Source organism: Bacillus sp. FSL K6-1338 (assembly GCF_038006965.1).
Taxonomy (GTDB): Bacteria; Bacillota; Bacilli; order Bacillales; family Bacillaceae_G; genus Bacillus_A; species Bacillus_A thuringiensis_S.
This window is the reverse complement of record NZ_JBBOWI010000001.1, coordinates 1249479-1268031: the sequence shown is the minus strand read 5'-3', so window position 1 is coordinate 1268031 and position 18553 is coordinate 1249479. Positions and strand designations below refer to the sequence as shown.

Genomic DNA, 18553 nt, shown 5'->3' with positions numbered 1-18553 from the left:
AATTCATTGCTCACAAAAAAACTACCGAAAGAAAATCTCTCGGTAGTTTCACAGTATTAACGATATAAACGAACAGCACCTGCAGAATTATCATCAGCTTGTCCTACTACTTCAAACTTCAGACCAAGCTTCGGTAAAATACGTCCTGCATCTGGAATCTGTTGATTAATATACGTTTTCGAATCATCAAACTTCGCTACACCCGCTAAGCCATCATACGTATACGTTCCACGCGTTGGAGATACAACTTTCCAAGCTGGCGTTTTATCGAATGAGAATGCCGCATCAGCGATTTGGAATCGTGTACTACTATCAATTGTTGGTTTACCATTTAAAGTTCCTACAATTGCTTCTGGATGAGAATCAACTACACCAAGGAAACCATGTCCTGGATGTAAACCAACCCAGTTATCTGCGTAAGCTGAGTCTGCATACCATACAACCATACCTGAGTTATATTCTGGACCGCGAGCAAATTTCAATGCGCTATCTGATCCAGTATGGTTTCTCCACTCTACGTAGTAGTTATGTTTTTTCTTCTCTGTTCCGCTAGATACAACGAAACCATCTAATTTTAATTGTGGTGTACCTTCAGCATCATCTGAGAATGTAACTTTACCATCTACTGTTAATGACGCATTATCAAGTAGGAAACCATTTAATGCTAAACCACCATCCGTAATGTACTCAAACGTTAATTTTACTTTTTTACCTTTGAATTGACTTAAATCATATGATTTGTCAATCCATTTTCCATTTGTCGAATCTGCATTTCCACTATTTGCTTTCTCGCCAAGTCTTTCAATTAACGTTTTTTGACCATCTTCTGTTACAGCATGTACTTCAAGGAAATCATACTCTGCTTCGATTTCATATAACGATTTAAAATCAAATTTCGCATTCGTTGCATTCGTTAAATCGAACAGTGGTGTTTCTAACGTTGTATGAAGATTATCACCTTTTGTGCTGTAGTAATACTGCTTACCAAATGCTGGTGCAATTGTTTTTACATCTTTATCTGGTAAGTTAACACGAATCATACCTGGACGGTTAGATTTCGTAACACTTTGGTCTAAATATGTTGCTAGACCGATACCTTTATTTAATTTCTCGTAATCTACTTCTACGATATTTGCCCAGTTACCACCAATTGTTTTTTGGAAAAACTCTTTATTTTGTGGTGAGAAACTCGTTGGTGTTGTTCCAGCGATTTTACCAGCCCAGCTGCCGCCACTCATAACAGACCAAGCTTGAATTGGCTCACCATGACCCGTATAGTCTGTATCATACTCATCTGGTAAACCTAAATCATGGCCATATTCATGCGCGAATACACCAACTGCGCCATCTTCTGGTTCAATTGTATAGTCGAATGCTGCCATCTTTCCGCCCCAATATGGAACTTTCGCTTGTGTGCCTTCAATTGCGAATGGTTTTGGTCCAACTGTCCAGCGATGTGACCAAATTGCATCATCACCTAATTTACCACCGCCAGCTTCTTGTCCAACACCCGCATGAATAATCATTAAGTGATCGATTAAACCGTCTGGTTGATTTTGATTTCCATCACCATTTACATCGTATTGATCGAACTGATCAAACTGTGATAAATCAAGACCGCTATCTACAGCTGCTTTTAATGCATCTTTTACTAGATCACGTGGTCCTTTTGGTCCTTTATTATCATGACCTGTAGCAGCATCTGCACCATAATCAGCAGCTTTACCAGGAACTGTTAACCATTTTGTAACTGTTCCGTCCACTGTGTAACTACCACCGGATTGCTCTTCGTAATATTGTTTAAATGTTTCGATTTTGCTTCCATCCTCTAACGCGAATGGCTCATCACCGAATAACATTTTTTCATAGTGTTCTTTGTTAAAGTCTTCCGAATACATATAACCAGGTTCTTTATCGATGTTGTTATGTTTAAAATCAGCGTACTCTACAAGTAAAACAAGTACCTTATCTTTACGAACATCGCCGTTATATGCTTTTTGTTTTGCTGGAGAAGTTGGTACTTTACCATTTAGTCCGCCTTTAACTGGTCCTGTCGCTGCAGGTGTCCCTGTTGCTGGCTGATTTAGTTTTTCTTTCGTATCTGCTTTCGCATCTTTCACTTTCTTTAAAAAGTCAGATGCTTCTTTCGTAAGTTGATCCCCATTTGTTGCTTCTTTCCCAGGATTTTCACCCTTTTTGTCCTCTACATACTTTTCAACAGCTTTCTTTGTTTCTTTCTCTGAAGCTGAAGAATCAATTACCCCACGTTTTTTCAGTGCATCTGCTAAACGCTCTTCTGGAATTAAATGATCATCCACTGGGCTCGTAGCTGTTTTATTCACAGGTGTTTCAGCATATGCCGATTGAGTGCCAGCTCCGAATGAAAGGCCTAATACAGCTGTCAAAGCGATTGATGACAAAACTTTGAACGGTTTCTTGTTCATCCCTTATTTCCTCCCCTAATAAATAATATGTATTACAAATTAAATTTTATTAAAAATTCAATATTTTTTCAATATTTAGTCATATTATGTAATGTTTTTAATATATTTGTAAAAATTTCATAGTTAGCATACGGATATATCACAATTCAACAATGTTTTCTGAAAATATTGAAAGTTTTTATCGAACAATTTATAATTTCCATAGAGGGAGTTTAATGGGGATTTTATCTTTGTTTCATCTACAAAGTATTTGATAATTCACTATATAAAACACAAAGTCCGATTGCATTATCATGTATTCTGTAGCAGCAATTATGACCGATAATTAGGGAGGAATTACATTTGTACAAAGATAAGACAGACGCACTGGATCAAGAATGGATTGATTTAATACTTGAAGCTCTAGATGCTGGTATCGCCATGCAAGACATCGAGCAATTTTTCCAACGTATGAAGCCATCCAGTCAGGCTCAATAGGTTTGTTCTTTTTAACGAAGTTTATGTTATAATAATGACATCATAAGACAACTACATATTGATAGAAAGGTGCGCAAATATGATTGGAGAACGTATAAAACGCCTTCGTTTACAAAAAGGTATTTCATTAACTGAACTTGCCGAAAAAGCTGGCGTTGCTAAATCTTACATTAGTTCTATAGAACGAAATTTACAAAAAAACCCTTCCATTCAGTTTCTTGAAAAGATCGCAGCAGTTCTACAAATTCCAGTTGATACTTTACTTCATGATGAAACAACAAAGGCAACTAACCTAGACTCCGAATGGACACAACTCGTTAAAGATGCAATGAACTCTGGTGTCTCCAAAGAACAATTTCGTGAATTTCTTGAATTTACAAAGTGGAAGCAAAATCAAAAATAATAATAGAAAGAAGTGCTTACAACCAGCACTTCTTTTTCTTTATAAAAAAAAGCGGGAATACCCGCTTTTTTATTATTTTTCTTCCCCAGCTTCTTGGTTAGCATTGAATGTCCATTCTAAATTCAATGTATCACCTTGGAAGATATTTTGGTCTTTTCCATCATCTACAAATTCAAATTGTACCCATAGATAATCCTCTGTACCAGCTGCTAATCCACCCTTTTCTCCCCACTCAGGAGCAAAGATGTCTTTAGCTAAAAGATCTGGATCAACTTTTTGTAAGTCTGCTAAAGTTGTTTCGTATACAGGCTCACTTTGTTTATCCCAGTTCCAAAGGAATTTTACTTTAACGTGCTTACCAAAGTCTTCACCAGCATTATCACCTTTTGCATCTTTAACAGTATACTTTGTTGCTAATTTAACGTCTTTAATAGTTAACGAACCGCTGTTTTGTAATAAGAACTCTTTCTTAACAGAATCCCCTGGTTTTAAATCTTTAATATCTACAAGCGTCTTAGGGTTTAATGTAAGGTCTAACGTCCCAGCTGCAAATGTATTGTTTGATACTTCTTTATCGCTAAAGAATGCAAATGTTCCTCCACCAATTAAAGCTAACCCCAATGCTGCTGATGCAACTCCCATACCTAATTTCTTTTTCAGACTCACAATCAATTCCCCCTAGCTTTTTTTTATATTTTTATCACTTATTTTTCAATAAGAGATGTAAAGAAAACTATATTAGCTTAGCTAATATGTGTTCTTTTTTAAAAAACCTTATGTTCATTATAACGAACAACCCTATATAAACACAACACATATTTATTAATATTTTCAATTATTTTTATTTCTCAATATTATTTAGATTTTTCAGAAAAAAAGAATGATGATTTATAACTTTTTTCACACTCAAATGCATTTAATACTATAAGAAAAAAGAAAAACAAAGAGGTGAGGGCTAACGTTCCCTCACACTCATATAAATATTACTAGTTTTGCTTATTCGTTCATTATCTCTTGCACCACATTCTTGTTTTCCAGCCGTTTCACTACAGCAGTTACTCCGCTTTTTTCTGTTCTTCTGCTTTCTTTTGCTCTTCTACTTTCTTTTGCTCTTCTATTTTCTTCTGTTCCTCTACTTTCTTCTGTTCTTCTGCTTTCTTCTGTTCTTCTACTTTCTTTTGTTCTTCTGCTTTCTTTTGTTCTTCCGCTTTCTTCTGTTCTTCTACTTTCTTTTGTTCTTCTGCTTTCTTCTGTTCTTCTGCTTTCTTCTGTTCTTCTACTTTCTTCTGTTCTTCCGCTTTCTTCTGTTCTTCTACTTTCTTTTGTTCTTCTGCTTTCTTTTGTCCTTCCGCTTCAATTGCAACGTTTAATTGTTGCTGAAGAGCCTGAATTTGCTCATCAATAGCTTTCAAGCTAATTTCTTTCTCAATATAGTCATGTTTCTCTTTGATACTGCGAAAGCCTTCATTTACATATACGGACACTTGCTGCATCGACTCATCTTTATTTACCTTTAATTCTTCTTGTATTTGATTGTAAGGAGCCTCTATTTCAGTATATACATTTTGCAGAGCTTCCTTCTCAGCAACAATTTTCTCACGCCCTTGTTGCCATACAGAAATCGCCTGTTTTATTTCTTCAATAGAAGTTGCTTTCGATTTCCCCTTCATCGTTCCATACTCACGCTCAATAAACTGTTTATGTTTCTCAGATTGCTCTTTTAACGTATTAACTGTTTTCGGAAATATAATTGCTGTAGAAAGCGTCGCTTCCACTTTCGTTTCATGAATGAACGCCGCTTCTGTATACGTCATAATTTGAGATCCTAAATAAAACGTAATAGAACACATACACGGCAATATAAGCATCTTTTTAAAATTCCGCGGTCTTTTCAGCATCTTAATCTCCCCCATCGAACATTACGTTCTTTATACAGAACATTATCTATATTATAGTAAAGAACTATTAAAATTGATAGACAAATACTAGAAAAATAGAAAAAGGGCTATCCATGTGATAGCCCTTTTTGTTATTATCTTTCTTCACCTGCTGTTTGTTGTGCATCAAACGTCCAATTTAATTGTAACTTATCGCCTTGGAATTGATTTTGATCTTTTCCATTATCAACGAACTCAAATTTCACTTTGAATTTATCAGATTTACCTGCTGAAATACCTTTTTCATCCCAGAACCAAGCCGATAAATCATTATCTACAGCTGTAAGTGTGTCACCTTTTAATTTATCTAAAGTAGTTTGTTTCACAATTGTCTCATGCTTATCTACATTTTTTAAGAATGTTACTTTAATATGTTTACCAAAATCATCTTTATTATCTTTCTTTACATCTTCTACATTATAATCTGTTTTCAGTAGAACCTTTTTAATATCTAAAGAGCCTTTATTTTCTAGTTTAAATTCTTTTTCAATTGTATCCCCAGGTTTTAAATTCGATACGTTAACAACTGTTGATGGATTTAATGCTAAATCCAGTGTCCCAGCCGCAAATGTATTGTTTGACACTTCTTTATCACTGAAAAACGCAAATGTTCCTCCACCAACTAACGCTGCTCCTAGTACTGCTGATGTAATACCCATTCCTAATTTTTTCTTTAAAGTCATGTCCATATCCCCTTAATATATATTTGTTAACTTCCTAAACGGAAAGTATAACCAAACGAACTAGACGGATTGTTCTACTTTTTTATCTTTCTTTTCTCCGTCAATACTACGAATAGCACCAAAAATAGAAATCGCGGAATAACCAAGTAAAAAGACTCCTGGAATAATAAGAAGTAATGCTGCTCCCGCTTTTGAATTCGCATAATTCAGTAAATACCCAACATACGGAACTGTAATATCTGCATACTTTCCAACTACATTTTCTGCAAGTACTGGCTCTAAATCTGGTCCGTTGTTGTTATCCCCTTTTGTTTCATACACTACTTTTCCATTTGTATCTTTTACACCGATAATACGGTGAGTGATAATTTTTTGATCTTTCTCTTTAAAGGTAATAACATCACCTTTTTGATATTTAGAACCATCTTTGTTTGGTTCTATTGCAATGATTGATCCTGTTAAAAACGTTGGCTCCATTGATCCTGAAAGAACGCTCTTAAATTGATATCCCATCACTGTGGGATCACCACCGCTTGCTTTTGAAGAAATAACTACAAAAGCTAAAAACACCATCAATGCAAATAAAACAAATGAGATCGCGTTGCTAATTACCTTCCAAATTAATTTCATCGACTCTCTCCCTCTCCGTTGTTTTATATTATTTGAAGTATGCAATGTTCATTTCGTTCTTTAACAAGAACACAAGTAAATGATATAACGAACTTCAGGTTATTGCAATAAGAAAATTTACAATTATTAGTTAAAAGTATTTTTAGCATAGAAAAAGACTGTGATAAAATCTCCACAGCCTTTTTACTAATACGTTATTTTTCTTCTGTTTTCATTCCTTTTGTATTTCGGCGTAGCACTACATATAAAATGGCTCCAAATAGTACAAGTGCGCCTACCCCAACACTTATTACTTTCACATTTGACTCTTTTTCTTCTGATACAATTGTATCTTTTTTAGGCATCGCAAAAGTGACATCTTCTGTTGAAAGAACATTTACCGTCGCAATTGTTTGATTATTTTTCGTAATATCAACTGCACCAACTACCTCACCACGATGAATTCCTTTATGATACAAAGATTCTTTATCTAATGAAGCTGCCCGGAAAATAGTTTTCACATTTTTCCCTTCATCTTTCTTAAGCATAAGTTCTGCACTTTTTTCAAGTTCACTATTAATATCTTTATTTAAATATGTTGTTTTTTGATGCCAACTATGTTTATCTAGTACAGTTTGCTTCACAAATTGACCAAAAGAATAGTCCGCCATCTGCTTCAAATCTTCATAAATTTCAGGTCTTTGAGAAGCCATTACTACATTTATAATACGATTTCCATCTTTCTCATTTAATAAAACAAGTGTATTACGCGCTTCATTCGTAAACCCTGTCTTACCGCCAATGCTATATGGATTTTCAAAAAAATTAGATTTATTAAAAATAGACACCGTCTGCCTAGACGTCGTAACTGTCGTTCTTTTCGTATTCATCGCTTGTAAAATTTCAGGATAATTTTGCACACCTTTCGTAATCATAGCCATATCATATGGCGTCGTATAATGATTCGGATCATGCAATCCATTCGGTGTTACAAAGTGACTATCTCTCGCTCCTAATTGCTTCGCTTTCTCATTCATCATATTGGCGAAATTTTCAACACTCCCGCCAATCCGCTCCGCAATCGCATACGACACATCATTCGCACTCAGCACCATTAAAATCATAAGCGCAGTATTTCTATTAATTGTCTCTCCAGGTTGAAACTCAATTTGATAATTACTCTTCTCTTGATCTAATGCTAATTGTGAAAATGTAAATTGATCCTCTGGCTTTGTATGCTCCATGAGTAGAATCGCTGTTAACACTTTCGTCGTACTAGCAGGATATGCGCGGTGATATGCGTTTTTGTCATACAAAACATCTCCTGTTTTCGCATCAATTGTCGTTGCAAACTGACTAAAAACATTTGGTCCTTCCGCAGGTGGTGGTGCAACTTGTTCTGGATTTACTCCAATATTCGTCTCAGCACGCAATGTCATAGGTGTCAACAAAAACAAACAAATAACTGTAATAAAAACCAAAATTTTCTTAAAATTTACCATATGACTCTCCCTTTTCCATTTAATCCCTTAACAAAATAATATATCTACCAATCATATGTAATTTGTATTAAACTGGAAGAATTTTCACTATTTTTTACTATATCATATTTTTACGATAAAGAACATAAATATACAATAAAAATAAGAAGGAATTACTCTTTCTTATCCTTCTCATCAATCAACGAATCTATTAACTTTTGACTAGCTTCCTCGGGCGTAATCTCATCCGTTATCCCCATAAACGACCAACCTTTAGAATCAACCCACTCAACAAACTCTTGTAAAAATTCATCATGTGTAACATCCACATCAAGAATCGATCCATTAATCGAAATCGTTCTATTTCTAGACACGCGCATCTTGAACGTTTTTCTTACCATTACAACTTTTCTCCCTCTACTCCTGAATATTTATAAAATAATCTTGTATCTCTGTTATACATGATTTTCAGTAAATTGTAAAAAGGATATATTGGCCAATTTAAATAGCAAAAATGAAAATCTCTTACCTACGTAAACGTAATACGACATATAATTGCTCATAAATTATTAAATAAATTCATAAAAACATACAGTTATGTGGATTTATTTAAGTAAGCCATTATAGCCTTTTGGAAGATATTATCTAAAATAGTATACTAAACGGATGAAAGATATTTGAATACAGAAACTGAGGCTTTCTATTTAGCTGGACTCTTAAGTGGTAGACTTAGAGACTGATGCCGAAATTCATATTTAATTTCTATTTCTGTACATAATATTGTAAGAAAGAAGGTAGTACTGTGAAAACAACAGAAAATTTTACTGACAGGGCCGATATATATGCACAATATCGTCCTAGTTATCCTAATGAATATATTGATTACTTACTTTCAGCTAACCAACTGAAAGGAAATCCGATTGTAGCTGATATTGGTTCAGGTACGGGTACGGGGATATTTAGCCGCCAGCTGCTTGAAAGTGGTTTACATGTTATTGGAGTTGAGCCAAATAATGATATGAGGAAGATGGCTGAGCAATCGTCAAAACTATATTCTCGTTTTCAATCCATAAAAGCAACTGCTGAAAATACCACTTTAAAAGAAAATAGTGTAGATTTAGTAACTGTTGCCCAAGCATTTCATTGGTTTGATAAAGAGGCTTTCAAAATTGAATGCCAACGAATTTTAAAACAAAAAGCAAACGTTGCTCTTGTTTGGAATAGTAGAGATTTAACTAGTCCACTTATTAAAGAGAACGCAGAAATTTGCCACATCAAATTCAAATGACTTTCGTACAATAAAGTAGAATATATTAGAAAACACCTTAAAATGAGGAGGAACTCAATGGCGCGTTGTACGTATTGTAAAACGAAGTGGAAAGTAAAAGACGTATGGTCGCTTCTCATAACATTTGAAAAAGATTGTCCGTATTGTTTTGGAAGACAATATATGTCTAATGATACTTTTCATCAAGCTAACGCTGCTTTACCACTGTTATTTTTATGCCCTTTAATTGTTGATTTAAGCGATGAAAATCCTTTAGATAAATACCGGAAATAATATAACGGCTACATTCAAAAACTACTTTTTACTGAATTTTCTTCTTATCATTATCCCTTCATACATTACTAGCATAATCGCTTATACTTTCCCTTTTGAAGATTCCGTAGCCCAGCAGGAATAGCGTCCTCTGAACAAGGTTTATCAATTATGACTAAAAAACAGTGATATATGTATACTGTTAAACATAAAAAAATAGCATTAGGTTCCAATCAAATATTAATTGAAACTCAGCACCGCTTGTATTCTGTAATTCAGAATACAAGCAGTGTTTTTTATTATGCATTTTTGCATACAGTATGATTTTCTCTTGTAAATAGATAATAATGGTATATAATAAAATCAACGTTTTACCAATAAAAGGTAATAAAAAGCAGTGTGATAAGTAAATAACCAAAACGTATTAACAGATTTGCTCTATGTAAATCATGATACATATATGGAATCAAAACTATGAAATTATATGTAGAGGTTAGATTACTACAAGATGAAAGATTCATAGCGAATACACTCGAGGAAAAAAGCGTTCGATTAGATTAATGTTATAAAACTACTTAATGTGGTATCTATGGAACGAATTGAGAATATACTTAGGGGGAATTTCAAGTGAAAACATTTGGTAAAGTATTATTAACAGGAGCTTTAGCTTTAGGTGGTTTAACAGCTATGAACATTGATACACCGAAGGCACATGCTGACGGAGCAAGCGAGTTCTGTCGTTATATTTGTGGTCCTAGCGAAACGGTGAACGGTGTTACAGTTCAGGTACATTCTACACAAGTTACTTTTGGTAACAGCGTAATTGCAAGAATTACAAATGACCGAGCGGAAGAAATTCATTACAATGTCAGCCTTGAAAAGAAATATGGCGATAGATGGGGAGAATTTGAAACCAACTTCCGTTGGCAAAATCAATGGGTCCCAGCTGGAAGCAATGATGAAATTGCAACTTTCACAGGATATGGCGATGATATTTATGAGGATGGAACATATCGTTATAAAGTCGAAATAAAAGACGCTGACGGTTCTATTGATACAATTTACACAGCAGGAATGACAGTTACAGGGCGATAGCTCATGACTGAGTTCCATTATTTATGATTTTATTTTTGATAATATCATTGATAATTGCGGTGATATTATTATTAAAATAAGCTCTTCGGGGCTTATTTTTTTATATAAAAATTGGAATGATAATATTCAGAAAATTACATCTTTACACTATTGAAATTTGTTGTTATTATAAGAATACATTAAATGTTACAATATTCAACAAATTATATAAATTCTCCGATTACACGAATGAAATGAAAACACATTGCTGGTGGTAATATTTATAGTTGGGATCCCGTAGCTCAGCAGGGAGAGCGCCACCTTGACAGGGTGGAGGTCGTGAGTTCAAACCTCTCCAGGTTCATAAAAAAGAGACACCATATCAACCTTCTACGTGATATGGTGTCTCTTTTTTATCTAATTCAATCACTTCCCACCAAACATCTTCTCCAAAGACTTTGCATTGGCAAACAATACTTCTTTCAAGTTATCGTCAGCAACGATTTTATAGTCGCCATCTTTGTCTTTCTTTAAGTTCAATGTAACTTCGCGAGTTGCCATTGCTGCATCTTTATCCGTTAAGTTTTTGATGATAGTTGAGGTCATTGTTTTTTCAATCGCTTTTTCAGATTGTTCTTTGTCTTCGCTAAATGCGCTAGCGAAGGCCATTGGCATAACTTCTCCCACTGCTTTTGTTACAGCAACGGATAGATCAGCAGATGTAATTTTCACTTTCACTTCTGCTTTGTCATCCTTTTTCGATACTTCTTCTAGCTTTTCAAATTTAAAGTTCTTTGTAATTGCACTTAGCATTGCTTTTGCCTCAGCATCATCTGTTTTTTCATTTAGTTTATTAAATTCCTTGTCACTCTCAACAAATGTACGAGCCTTTTCTACATCACCTTTTTGTATCGCTGTTAAAAATTCTTCTGTAGTATCTTTCGGATTTGCACACCCTGCTAAAACAACCGCTGTTAATCCTACTACCATCATTAATAGCAATAATCTCTTTATCTTTTGCACGCTCATTCTCCTCATTATCTTTTCTAGTAAGTCAGTATCATACAATATTATGAAACTGACATTACAAACATTTTTTAGCATAGCATTTATATGATTAATTTTCTATTAATTCCCAAAAATATAAAGAGCCTTGCAGCATTCCTACAAGGCCTCTCTTCTATCAATCTGTATCCGTAGCACAAATGAACCACATTTTCTGTTCCCTACTACCATCCATATAGTCCGATTAAAGATCATAAGCGATAACCAAAGTGATATATTAATAGCAGCAAATAATAAATATAAAATGAAGTCTCTCTTTTGTAGTGCCCCTCTATTCATTACAATGTAAAATGCACCGATAGGAGGCAAAATAAAGCAAAGGAAAAAGTTTTTCTTAACAACCATAGATACGCAGTTTCTTTCTGCATATGAATCCCCTTTTCATCATAATACTTGCTTCAACATCGGCCTCACTACCCTATATTCATCACTATAAGCTTCCTTTATGATTAAAGGCGGATATTCACTTTTTTCTTCCTCAATCATTGTGAATACTTCTGTTTTCTCTTGTAATGTATTAGATTCACTATTTTTAGTAGGTTTTTTACTTGTTTTAATTTTTTTGTTACTTCACCAAGTTTTTGCCCAACTTCTTCTACTTTGGCAGGTTCATTCGTTACGTGGTACTCCTGATCCTCCCATACTAACATAGGTGGCACTTGTTCTCGTTTGTTGCATATTATATAAGTAGTACTAGCTACAAGTAGTAGACAAGTTAATAAATAGAAGATAGTTTTTTATTCGTATACTACACTCCTTATCTATCATTTCATTGGATTATATAATGTAAGTTATTTACAGAAAATGGATCTAGTGGTAATTTTCAGGTTAAACAATAAAGAAAAACCTTACCGAAGTAAGGTTCCGTTTTTACATTCTATAGTGACTGACTTATTAAAACGATCATTACAATAATCGCTATAAGCAAAACAACTAAACAGCCGATTAATTTATAAAATCCTCGTTTCGTTAACGTCCCGCCTTGAACGTCTTTACGAATAAATAAGAATACTGCTAAAAATAATACAAGCCCAATGCCAAAAGCATACATCATTTGCATATATTAATCTTCCTTTCTCTCTTCCATCTTAATATCTTTTTGCCAAAACAACAAATGAGATAAAGACGGTGCTCATTGTAAGTGCCATAAGTATATTCAATAATTCAGTAGCAGATAGTGTAAGTATTTTTAAGTTTAAGCCGATAGAGAAAAGAAGATACTATGCTGTTAATGCAAAAAAGGTTACAAACATTCCTTTATAACGAATAAGTTTCATTCGCTCGTCTTTTTCTTTAAATTGCGGGTGTAAGTAGCTTAGACAGAAACTCATAATCATCATCCCAAGCAATGGATACGTTATAGCTGGTGGTGCAGAATGCGTCATTATACCTGTTAATATCATAAATCCACTCATAAATAGAAAAATAACACCCATAATTACAAAGTACTTTTGTGAATAATTCATCCCTATTCCCCCTCTTCTTTTCCTTCATAAATAAATACATGTTCTATCGTTGTCTGAAATGTTTTTGCTATTTCAAATGCTAGCGGAAGTGATGGATCGTATTTCCCTTTTTCAATTGAGATAATGGTTTGTCTGGAAACCCCGAGTTTCTCGGCCAGTTTTTCTTGAGATAGTCCAAATTTCTTTCGGTATTCGACCATTTTATTTTCCAAGGAAATTTCTCCCTCCTTCCATATATCGAGTATATATGTAAAGTAAACTTTACGTCAAGGTTCCTTTACATTTATTTCAATCAGTTTTCGTTCTATTTATATAGAAGAAACTTGTTCGATTTCAGCACGTCTATTTTGTAATAAAACATGGAACACTGTATGTAATCGTTACTATATTTCCTCCTCACTTTTTTAAAAATTTAATATCTTCATATTTGTTTTATCCTTTTAAAATATTTCATTCTCTGCTTTATTAGATGCAATGTGTTATTTGTTTTACGGTGTTTTTTGGCATATTTATAGAAACTAACGGGTTATAAAGCATTTTTTATGTTTAACCACTTTTTTTGTAGAAATCCTTCATTTTCCTTTCGATATTTAACACTATCGAAATAAAGTTTATGGTAAATTCATAATTTTTTATTTTTTATACTATATTCCGTTATATTGTTGTATAATATCTATGAAAGCGCTTATTATTTCAATATACATAATTCGAATCAACTTTTATCAAAACATTCCAATGATTATACTTATATTTACATGTAACAATTCTAGTTTTCAATGTAGGTATACCAAATATATCCACCCCATTTTTCTGTAAAATTACTTTATAAAGTGAAAGATTAACTTGGGTGATAAGTTATTGTGAATGTTTTTTTACAAAACAGATAAGTAATAGTGTTTGGTATTATGTAAATTATTGTAATAACATAAGAGTAAAGAAAACATTTACATTGATTATTGGTTCATCAATTATTGAAAAGAGCAAAATGCACCTTTTGTATGGAAAAGGATTATATGCATTGGGAGGTTTAAACAAATGACGAGGAAGAATACAACGACAAACCCTTGGGCCAAGTTCCACGGTCCGAACCTTGGTTATGTGATTGAACAGTATGATCTTTACGTAACTGGAGCAGGTTCTGTTGATCCGGAATTACAAGAGCTTTTTGAAATTTTTGGAGCTCCTTCGTTTCAAGATGATGTCGTAACAGGGGACAACACAGCAACACATTTTTCTCCTCAAAACACAGGTAACATTGAAAAAATTCTTAAAGTCGTTCAACTTGTTGAGCAGATTCGTTCTTTCGGGCACACATTGGCTCACATCAACCCGATGGAAGATGCTGCAAATGGACAATCTCTTCTTGAGAAAGCAATGAACGAACTGAGCGATGCTGACTTGAAAGCGATTCCAGCGAAAACAGTATGGCAAGATGCACCAGAAGGTATTCACACTGCACTTGATGTAATTCATAGATTAAAAGACGTTTATACAAAATCTTTAGCTTATGAATTTTCTCATATACAAGATAGTGAAGAACGCACGTGGTTGCATCAAATGGTGGAATCAAATTCATTGCGTCAACCACTATCAAATAAAAAACGAACTGCTCTTTTAAAACGTTTAACAGCTGTTGAAGGTTTCGAGCAATTCTTGCATAAAACATTCGTTGGGCAAAAACGTTTCTCTATCGAGGGCGTTGATATGCTTGTGCCTGTTTTAGATGAAATTGTTCTAGAAGGTGCTAAGAACGGTGTAGAGGATGTCATGATTGGTATGGCTCACCGTGGTCGTCTAAGCGTACTTGCTCACGTATTAGAAAAACCATATAGTCACATGTTTGCTGAGTTCAAACATGCAAAAATAGAAGGCGCAGTAGCCAATTCTGGCTGGACTGGCGACGTAAAATACCACCTAGGTAGAGAACAAGTCGTTAGTAACGAAGAAGTTAGCACTCGCGTGACATTAGCAAATAACCCGAGTCATCTTGAGTTCGTGAATCCTGTAGTAGAAGGTTTCGCACGTGCTGCTCAAGAGAATCGTAAAAAATCTGGTCTTCCAGATCAAGATATTTCAAAATCATTCGTAATTTTAGTTCATGGTGATGCTGCATTCCCTGGTCAAGGTATTGTATCTGAAACGCTCAACTTAAGCAGATTGAACGCGTATCAAACAGGCGGAACGATTCATGTTATCGCAAACAATGCAGTTGGTTTTACAACTGATAGCTATGATTCTCGTTCTACGAAATATTCAAGTGACCTTGCAAAAGGTTTCGATATTCCGATTGTTCACGTGAACGCTGATGATCCAGAAGCTTGTCTTGCAGCTGCTAACCTTGCGATTCAATATCGCATGTTGTTCAAAAAAGACTTCTTAATCGATTTAATCGGTTACCGTCGATATGGTCATAACGAAATGGATGACCCAGCGGTTACGCAACCACAAGTGTACAAAAAAATTAAAAATCACCCAACTGTAAGAGCAATTTATGCAGATCAATTACAAGCTGCTGGTGTTCTAAATGCAGATGAGGTTGAAACAATTACTCAGTTTACGCAAGAACAATTAAAATCCGATTATGCACAAGTACCGCCAGCTGATACGAGCGATGCAACAATTCACGTTAAAGTGCCAGATGTTGTTGCAAAAGGCATTCAACCAATTGATACTGGTGTTGAGATTGACTCACTTCGTGCAATTAATGAAGGTCTACTATCTTGGCCAGAAGGCTTTAACGTATATCCGAAAGTGAAGAAAATTCTTGAGCGCCGTAAAGATGCTTTAGAAGAGAACGGTAAAATTGAATGGGCACTTGCTGAGTCATTAGCATTCGCTTCTATTTTACAAGAAGGTACGCCAATTCGTTTAACTGGTCAAGATTCACAGCGTGGTACATTTGCGCACCGTCATATCGTATTACACGATACTGATACAAATGAAACATATTCACCATTACATCGCTTACCAAACATTAATGCATCATTCTCTGTTCATAACAGTCCGTTATCAGAGGCTGCTGTTGTTGGTTACGAATATGGTTATAACGTATTCGCTCCAGAAACTCTTGTTATGTGGGAAGCGCAATATGGTGACTTTTCAAATACTGCGCAAGCATTATTTGATCAATATGTTTCAGCTGGAAGAGCAAAATGGGGTCAAAAATCTGGTTTAGTTCTTCTATTACCACACGGTTATGAAGGTCAAGGACCAGAGCACTCTAGTGCACGTCCAGAACGTTTCTTACAGTTAGCTGCTGAGAATAACTGGACAGTTGCAAACTTAACGAGCGCGGCACAGTACTTCCATATCCTGCGTCGTCAAGCATCTATCTTAGGAACAGAAGCTGTTCGACCATTAGTACTGATGACGCCGAAGAGTTTATTACGTCACCCACTTACGCTTTCAACTGCTAGTCAGTTAAGCGAAGGACGTTTCCAACCTGCTTTAGAACAAGAAAACCTTGGCACGAAACCAAATAAAGTAAAACGTCTTGTTTTAAGCACAGGTAAAATGGCGATTGACTTAGCAGCAGAAATCGAGTCTGGTAAACATGAGTACAACTTAGACGAAGTTCATGTCGTTCGTATCGAGCAATTGTACCCATTCCCTGCTGAGAAAGTTCAATCTATTATTAAACGATTTAAAAACTTAGAAGAAATCATTTGGGTTCAAGAAGAACCTCGTAATATGGGCGCATGGCATTACATGGCTCCAATTCTGTTCGAACTTGCTGGAGATAAAGTGAAAACAGGTTACATTGGACGTCCTGATCGCTCTAGTCCATCTGGCGGCGATCCATTCGCTCACAAAGCTGAGCAAGAACTAATTGTTGCACACGCTTTAGATGTGAAGTATAACTTCCGTCAAGATAAACAAGAAATTGAAGTTTTCAGCAACTAAAAAGTAATAATGAAGGTTTCTAGCTTGTTCCCTGGGCAGATATTCTGCCCAAGGCCAGGCTAACAAATGGAGATTACCGAAGACAAAAGAAGAAAAAACACACCGTTAGGCAAATAAGGGGAGGACATTTAAAATGATCGAAATTAAAGTACCTGAGCTTGCAGAATCTATTACCGAAGGAACTATTTCACAATGGCTTATCAACGTAGGCGACAAAGTTGAGAAAGGCGGCAGCGTTGTTGAGCTTGAAACTGATAAAGTCAATGTAGAAATCATTGCAGAAGATTCAGGTATTGTATCGAAGTTACTAGGCGAACCTGGGGATACAGTTGAAGTTGGCGCAACTATCGCAATTTTAGATGCTAATGGAGCACCAGTTGCAGTAAGTACACCTGCACCACCTGCTGAGCAAGCAAAACAAGAAACAGCTGAAGCACCGAAAGCTGCGGCTCCAAATGCTGAACAAACTACGAGTCTACAAGGCTTACCAAATACGAACCGTCCTATCGCATCACCAGCTGCTAGAAAAATGGCTCGTGAATTAGGAATCGACTTAAACGACGTACGTAGCACAGATCCACTTGGACGCGTGAGACCACATGATGTACAAGCTCATGCTGCAGCACCAAAAGAAGCACCAGCTGCTCCAAAGAGCCCAGCTCCTGCTCCAGTTGCAAAAACGGAATTCGAAAAACCAGTTGAGCGCGTGAAAATGTCCCGCCGCCGTCAAACAATTGCAAAACGTCTTGTAGAAGTTCAACAAACATCTGCAATGTTAACAACATTTAACGAAGTTGATATGAGTGCGATCATGGAATTACGTAAAGAGCGTAAAGACGCTTTCGAGAAAAAACATGATGTACGTCTTGGCTTCATGTCATTCTTCACAAAAGCAGTTGTTGCAGCATTAAAACAATTCCCATTATTAAATGCTGAAATTCAAGGTGACGAGCTTATCATCAAAAAATTCTATGATATCGGTATTGCAGTAGCAGCTCCAGATGGATTAGTTGTTCCAGTTGTACGCGATGCTAACCAATTAAACTTCGCTGAAATCGAAAGTGAAATTCGTAATTTAGGTATGAAAGCACGCGATAACAAACTTTCATTAAAAGAACTACAAGGTGGTACATTTACAATTACAAACGGTGGTGTATTCGGTTCTCTAATGTCAACACCAATCCTAAATAGCCCTCAAGTTGGTATTTTAGGAATGCATAAAATCCAAGTACGCCCAGTTGCAATTGATAACGAGCGTATGGAAAACCGCCCAATGATGTACATTGCTTTATCTTACGATCACCGTATTGTTGATGGTAAAGAAGCAGTTAGCTTCCTTGTTGCTGTTAAAGATATGCTTGAAGATCCAAAATCATTATTATTAGAAGGTTGATAGATTAATAATCTAATATATAAAGGCTGTAGAATACATCATTCTACAGCCTTTTTTTGCGTTCATACGGGACAAATT

At 35.3% G+C, this 18553-nt stretch carries 16 protein-coding genes, 1 tRNA gene and 4 pseudogenes; 8 read left to right on the top strand and 13 right to left on the bottom strand.

The window, feature by feature from the left end; translation table 11 throughout:
- Positions 1–56: 56 nt before the first annotated feature.
- A complete protein-coding gene (gene inhA1, locus NZ044_RS06680; RefSeq protein ID WP_001035950.1) occupies positions 57–2444 on the bottom strand; it encodes a M6 family metalloprotease immune inhibitor InhA1 in 2388 nt (795 codons plus the stop codon).
- A 342-nt stretch (positions 2445–2786) separates the two neighbouring features.
- On the opposite strand from inhA1, the gene NZ044_RS06675 reads away from it, so the two are divergent.
- Together NZ044_RS06675 and NZ044_RS06670 are read left to right on the top strand one after the other, a co-directional pair.
- The gene (locus tag NZ044_RS06675; protein ID WP_000276219.1) at positions 2787–2921 is read left to right on the top strand and encodes an anti-repressor SinI family protein; all 135 of its coding nucleotides are present in this window, start codon (positions 2787–2789) and stop codon (positions 2919–2921) included.
- A 79-nt stretch (positions 2922–3000) separates the two neighbouring features.
- Positions 3001–3324, top strand: coding sequence for a helix-turn-helix domain-containing protein (locus tag NZ044_RS06670; protein WP_000578875.1), 324 nt, complete (start codon positions 3001–3003; stop codon positions 3322–3324).
- 72 nt (positions 3325–3396) lie between these two features.
- Here NZ044_RS06670 and calY read toward each other — a convergent pair whose 3' ends face one another.
- The 6 genes from calY to NZ044_RS06640 all read right to left on the bottom strand — a co-directional run bounded on the left by calY (position 3397) and on the right by NZ044_RS06640 (position 8435).
- Positions 3397–3990: a biofilm matrix protein CalY gene (calY, locus tag NZ044_RS06665; protein WP_000053713.1), complete on the bottom strand. Its 594-nt coding sequence runs from the start codon at positions 3988–3990 to the stop codon at positions 3397–3399.
- 389 nt (positions 3991–4379) lie between these two features.
- Entirely contained in the window at positions 4380–5222 is an 843-nt protein-coding gene (locus NZ044_RS06660) for a DUF4047 domain-containing protein (protein WP_118961645.1), read from the bottom strand.
- A 134-nt stretch (positions 5223–5356) separates the two neighbouring features.
- On the bottom strand, positions 5357–5944 hold the full coding sequence (locus NZ044_RS06655) for a CalY family protein (RefSeq protein WP_000172852.1): 588 nt from the start codon (positions 5942–5944) through the stop codon (positions 5357–5359).
- Positions 5945–6004: 60 nt separating this feature from the next.
- Positions 6005–6574: a signal peptidase I SipW gene (gene sipW / locus NZ044_RS06650; protein WP_000767804.1), complete on the bottom strand. Its 570-nt coding sequence runs from the start codon at positions 6572–6574 to the stop codon at positions 6005–6007.
- 194 nt (positions 6575–6768) lie between these two features.
- Complete coding sequence (locus NZ044_RS06645) at positions 6769–8055, bottom strand: D-alanyl-D-alanine carboxypeptidase family protein (RefSeq protein ID WP_000247024.1); 1287 nt, start codon at positions 8053–8055, stop codon at positions 6769–6771.
- A 152-nt stretch (positions 8056–8207) separates the two neighbouring features.
- Positions 8208–8435: a hypothetical protein gene (locus tag NZ044_RS06640; protein ID WP_000251862.1), complete on the bottom strand. Its 228-nt coding sequence runs from the start codon at positions 8433–8435 to the stop codon at positions 8208–8210.
- Positions 8436–8836: 401 nt separating this feature from the next.
- On the opposite strand from NZ044_RS06640, the pseudogene NZ044_RS06635 reads away from it, so the two are divergent.
- The 4 genes and pseudogenes from NZ044_RS06635 to NZ044_RS06620 form a co-directional block, all read left to right on the top strand.
- A pseudogene (locus tag NZ044_RS06635) lies at positions 8837–9304 on the top strand (class I SAM-dependent methyltransferase); the annotation flags it as partial.
- A gap of 75 nt (positions 9305–9379) precedes the next feature.
- Positions 9380–9595: a hypothetical protein gene (locus tag NZ044_RS06630; protein WP_000090226.1), complete on the top strand. Its 216-nt coding sequence runs from the start codon at positions 9380–9382 to the stop codon at positions 9593–9595.
- A gap of 606 nt (positions 9596–10201) precedes the next feature.
- The gene (locus NZ044_RS06625) at positions 10202–10669 is read left to right on the top strand and encodes a hypothetical protein (protein ID WP_000846651.1); all 468 of its coding nucleotides are present in this window, start codon (positions 10202–10204) and stop codon (positions 10667–10669) included.
- A gap of 269 nt (positions 10670–10938) precedes the next feature.
- Positions 10939–11012 (top strand) — tRNA-Val (locus tag NZ044_RS06620).
- A gap of 62 nt (positions 11013–11074) precedes the next feature.
- Here the strand turns inward: NZ044_RS06620 and NZ044_RS06615 are convergent.
- The 6 genes and pseudogenes from NZ044_RS06615 to NZ044_RS06590 form a co-directional block, all read right to left on the bottom strand.
- Positions 11075–11671 carry a DUF4878 domain-containing protein gene (locus tag NZ044_RS06615; RefSeq protein WP_001169502.1) on the bottom strand — a complete coding sequence of 199 codons (597 nt, stop codon included), beginning with the start codon at positions 11669–11671 and terminating at the stop codon, positions 11075–11077.
- 141 nt (positions 11672–11812) lie between these two features.
- Positions 11813–12081: pseudogene (locus NZ044_RS06610) on the bottom strand (hypothetical protein).
- Between the two features lie 16 nt (positions 12082–12097).
- A pseudogene (locus tag NZ044_RS06605) lies at positions 12098–12444 on the bottom strand (hypothetical protein).
- Positions 12445–12590: 146 nt separating this feature from the next.
- On the bottom strand, positions 12591–12773 hold the full coding sequence (locus tag NZ044_RS06600; RefSeq protein ID WP_063675117.1) for a DUF3976 domain-containing protein: 183 nt from the start codon (positions 12771–12773) through the stop codon (positions 12591–12593).
- A 28-nt stretch (positions 12774–12801) separates the two neighbouring features.
- A pseudogene (locus NZ044_RS06595) lies at positions 12802–13179 on the bottom strand (permease).
- A gap of 2 nt (positions 13180–13181) precedes the next feature.
- The gene (locus tag NZ044_RS06590) at positions 13182–13391 is read right to left on the bottom strand and encodes a helix-turn-helix transcriptional regulator (protein ID WP_000428506.1); all 210 of its coding nucleotides are present in this window, start codon (positions 13389–13391) and stop codon (positions 13182–13184) included.
- Between the two features lie 823 nt (positions 13392–14214).
- Here NZ044_RS06590 and odhA point away from each other — a divergent pair.
- Positions 14215–17082, top strand: a complete 2868-nt coding sequence (odhA, locus tag NZ044_RS06585) for a 2-oxoglutarate dehydrogenase E1 component (RefSeq protein ID WP_000197142.1) — start codon at positions 14215–14217, stop codon at positions 17080–17082.
- A 133-nt stretch (positions 17083–17215) separates the two neighbouring features.
- Entirely contained in the window at positions 17216–18475 is a 1260-nt protein-coding gene (gene odhB, locus NZ044_RS06580) for a 2-oxoglutarate dehydrogenase complex dihydrolipoyllysine-residue succinyltransferase (protein ID WP_000569919.1), read from the top strand.
- The last annotated feature ends 78 nt before the right edge of the window (positions 18476–18553 follow it).

Bases quoted from the DNA above. Each gene is read 5' to 3' on its own strand.
- inhA1 (WP_001035950.1), bottom strand. From the start codon at position 2,444: ATGAACAAGAAACCGTTCAAAGTTTTGTCATCAATCGCTTTGACAGCT.
- NZ044_RS06670 (WP_000578875.1), top strand. From the start codon at position 3,001: ATGATTGGAGAACGTATAAAACGCCTTCGTTTACAAAAAGGTATTTCA.
- NZ044_RS06660 (WP_118961645.1), bottom strand. From the start codon at position 5,222: ATGCTGAAAAGACCGCGGAATTTTAAAAAGATGCTTATATTGCCGTGT.
- NZ044_RS06655 (WP_000172852.1), bottom strand. From the start codon at position 5,944: ATGACTTTAAAGAAAAAATTAGGAATGGGTATTACATCAGCAGTACTA.
- sipW (WP_000767804.1), bottom strand. From the start codon at position 6,574: ATGAAATTAATTTGGAAGGTAATTAGCAACGCGATCTCATTTGTTTTA.
- NZ044_RS06645 (WP_000247024.1), bottom strand. From the start codon at position 8,055: ATGGTAAATTTTAAGAAAATTTTGGTTTTTATTACAGTTATTTGTTTG.
- NZ044_RS06640 (WP_000251862.1), bottom strand. From the start codon at position 8,435: ATGGTAAGAAAAACGTTCAAGATGCGCGTGTCTAGAAATAGAACGATT.
- NZ044_RS06630 (WP_000090226.1), top strand. From the start codon at position 9,380: ATGGCGCGTTGTACGTATTGTAAAACGAAGTGGAAAGTAAAAGACGTA.
- NZ044_RS06600 (WP_063675117.1), bottom strand. From the start codon at position 12,773: ATGCAAATGATGTATGCTTTTGGCATTGGGCTTGTATTATTTTTAGCA.
- odhA (WP_000197142.1), top strand. From the start codon at position 14,215: ATGACGAGGAAGAATACAACGACAAACCCTTGGGCCAAGTTCCACGGT.
- odhB (WP_000569919.1), top strand. From the start codon at position 17,216: ATGATCGAAATTAAAGTACCTGAGCTTGCAGAATCTATTACCGAAGGA.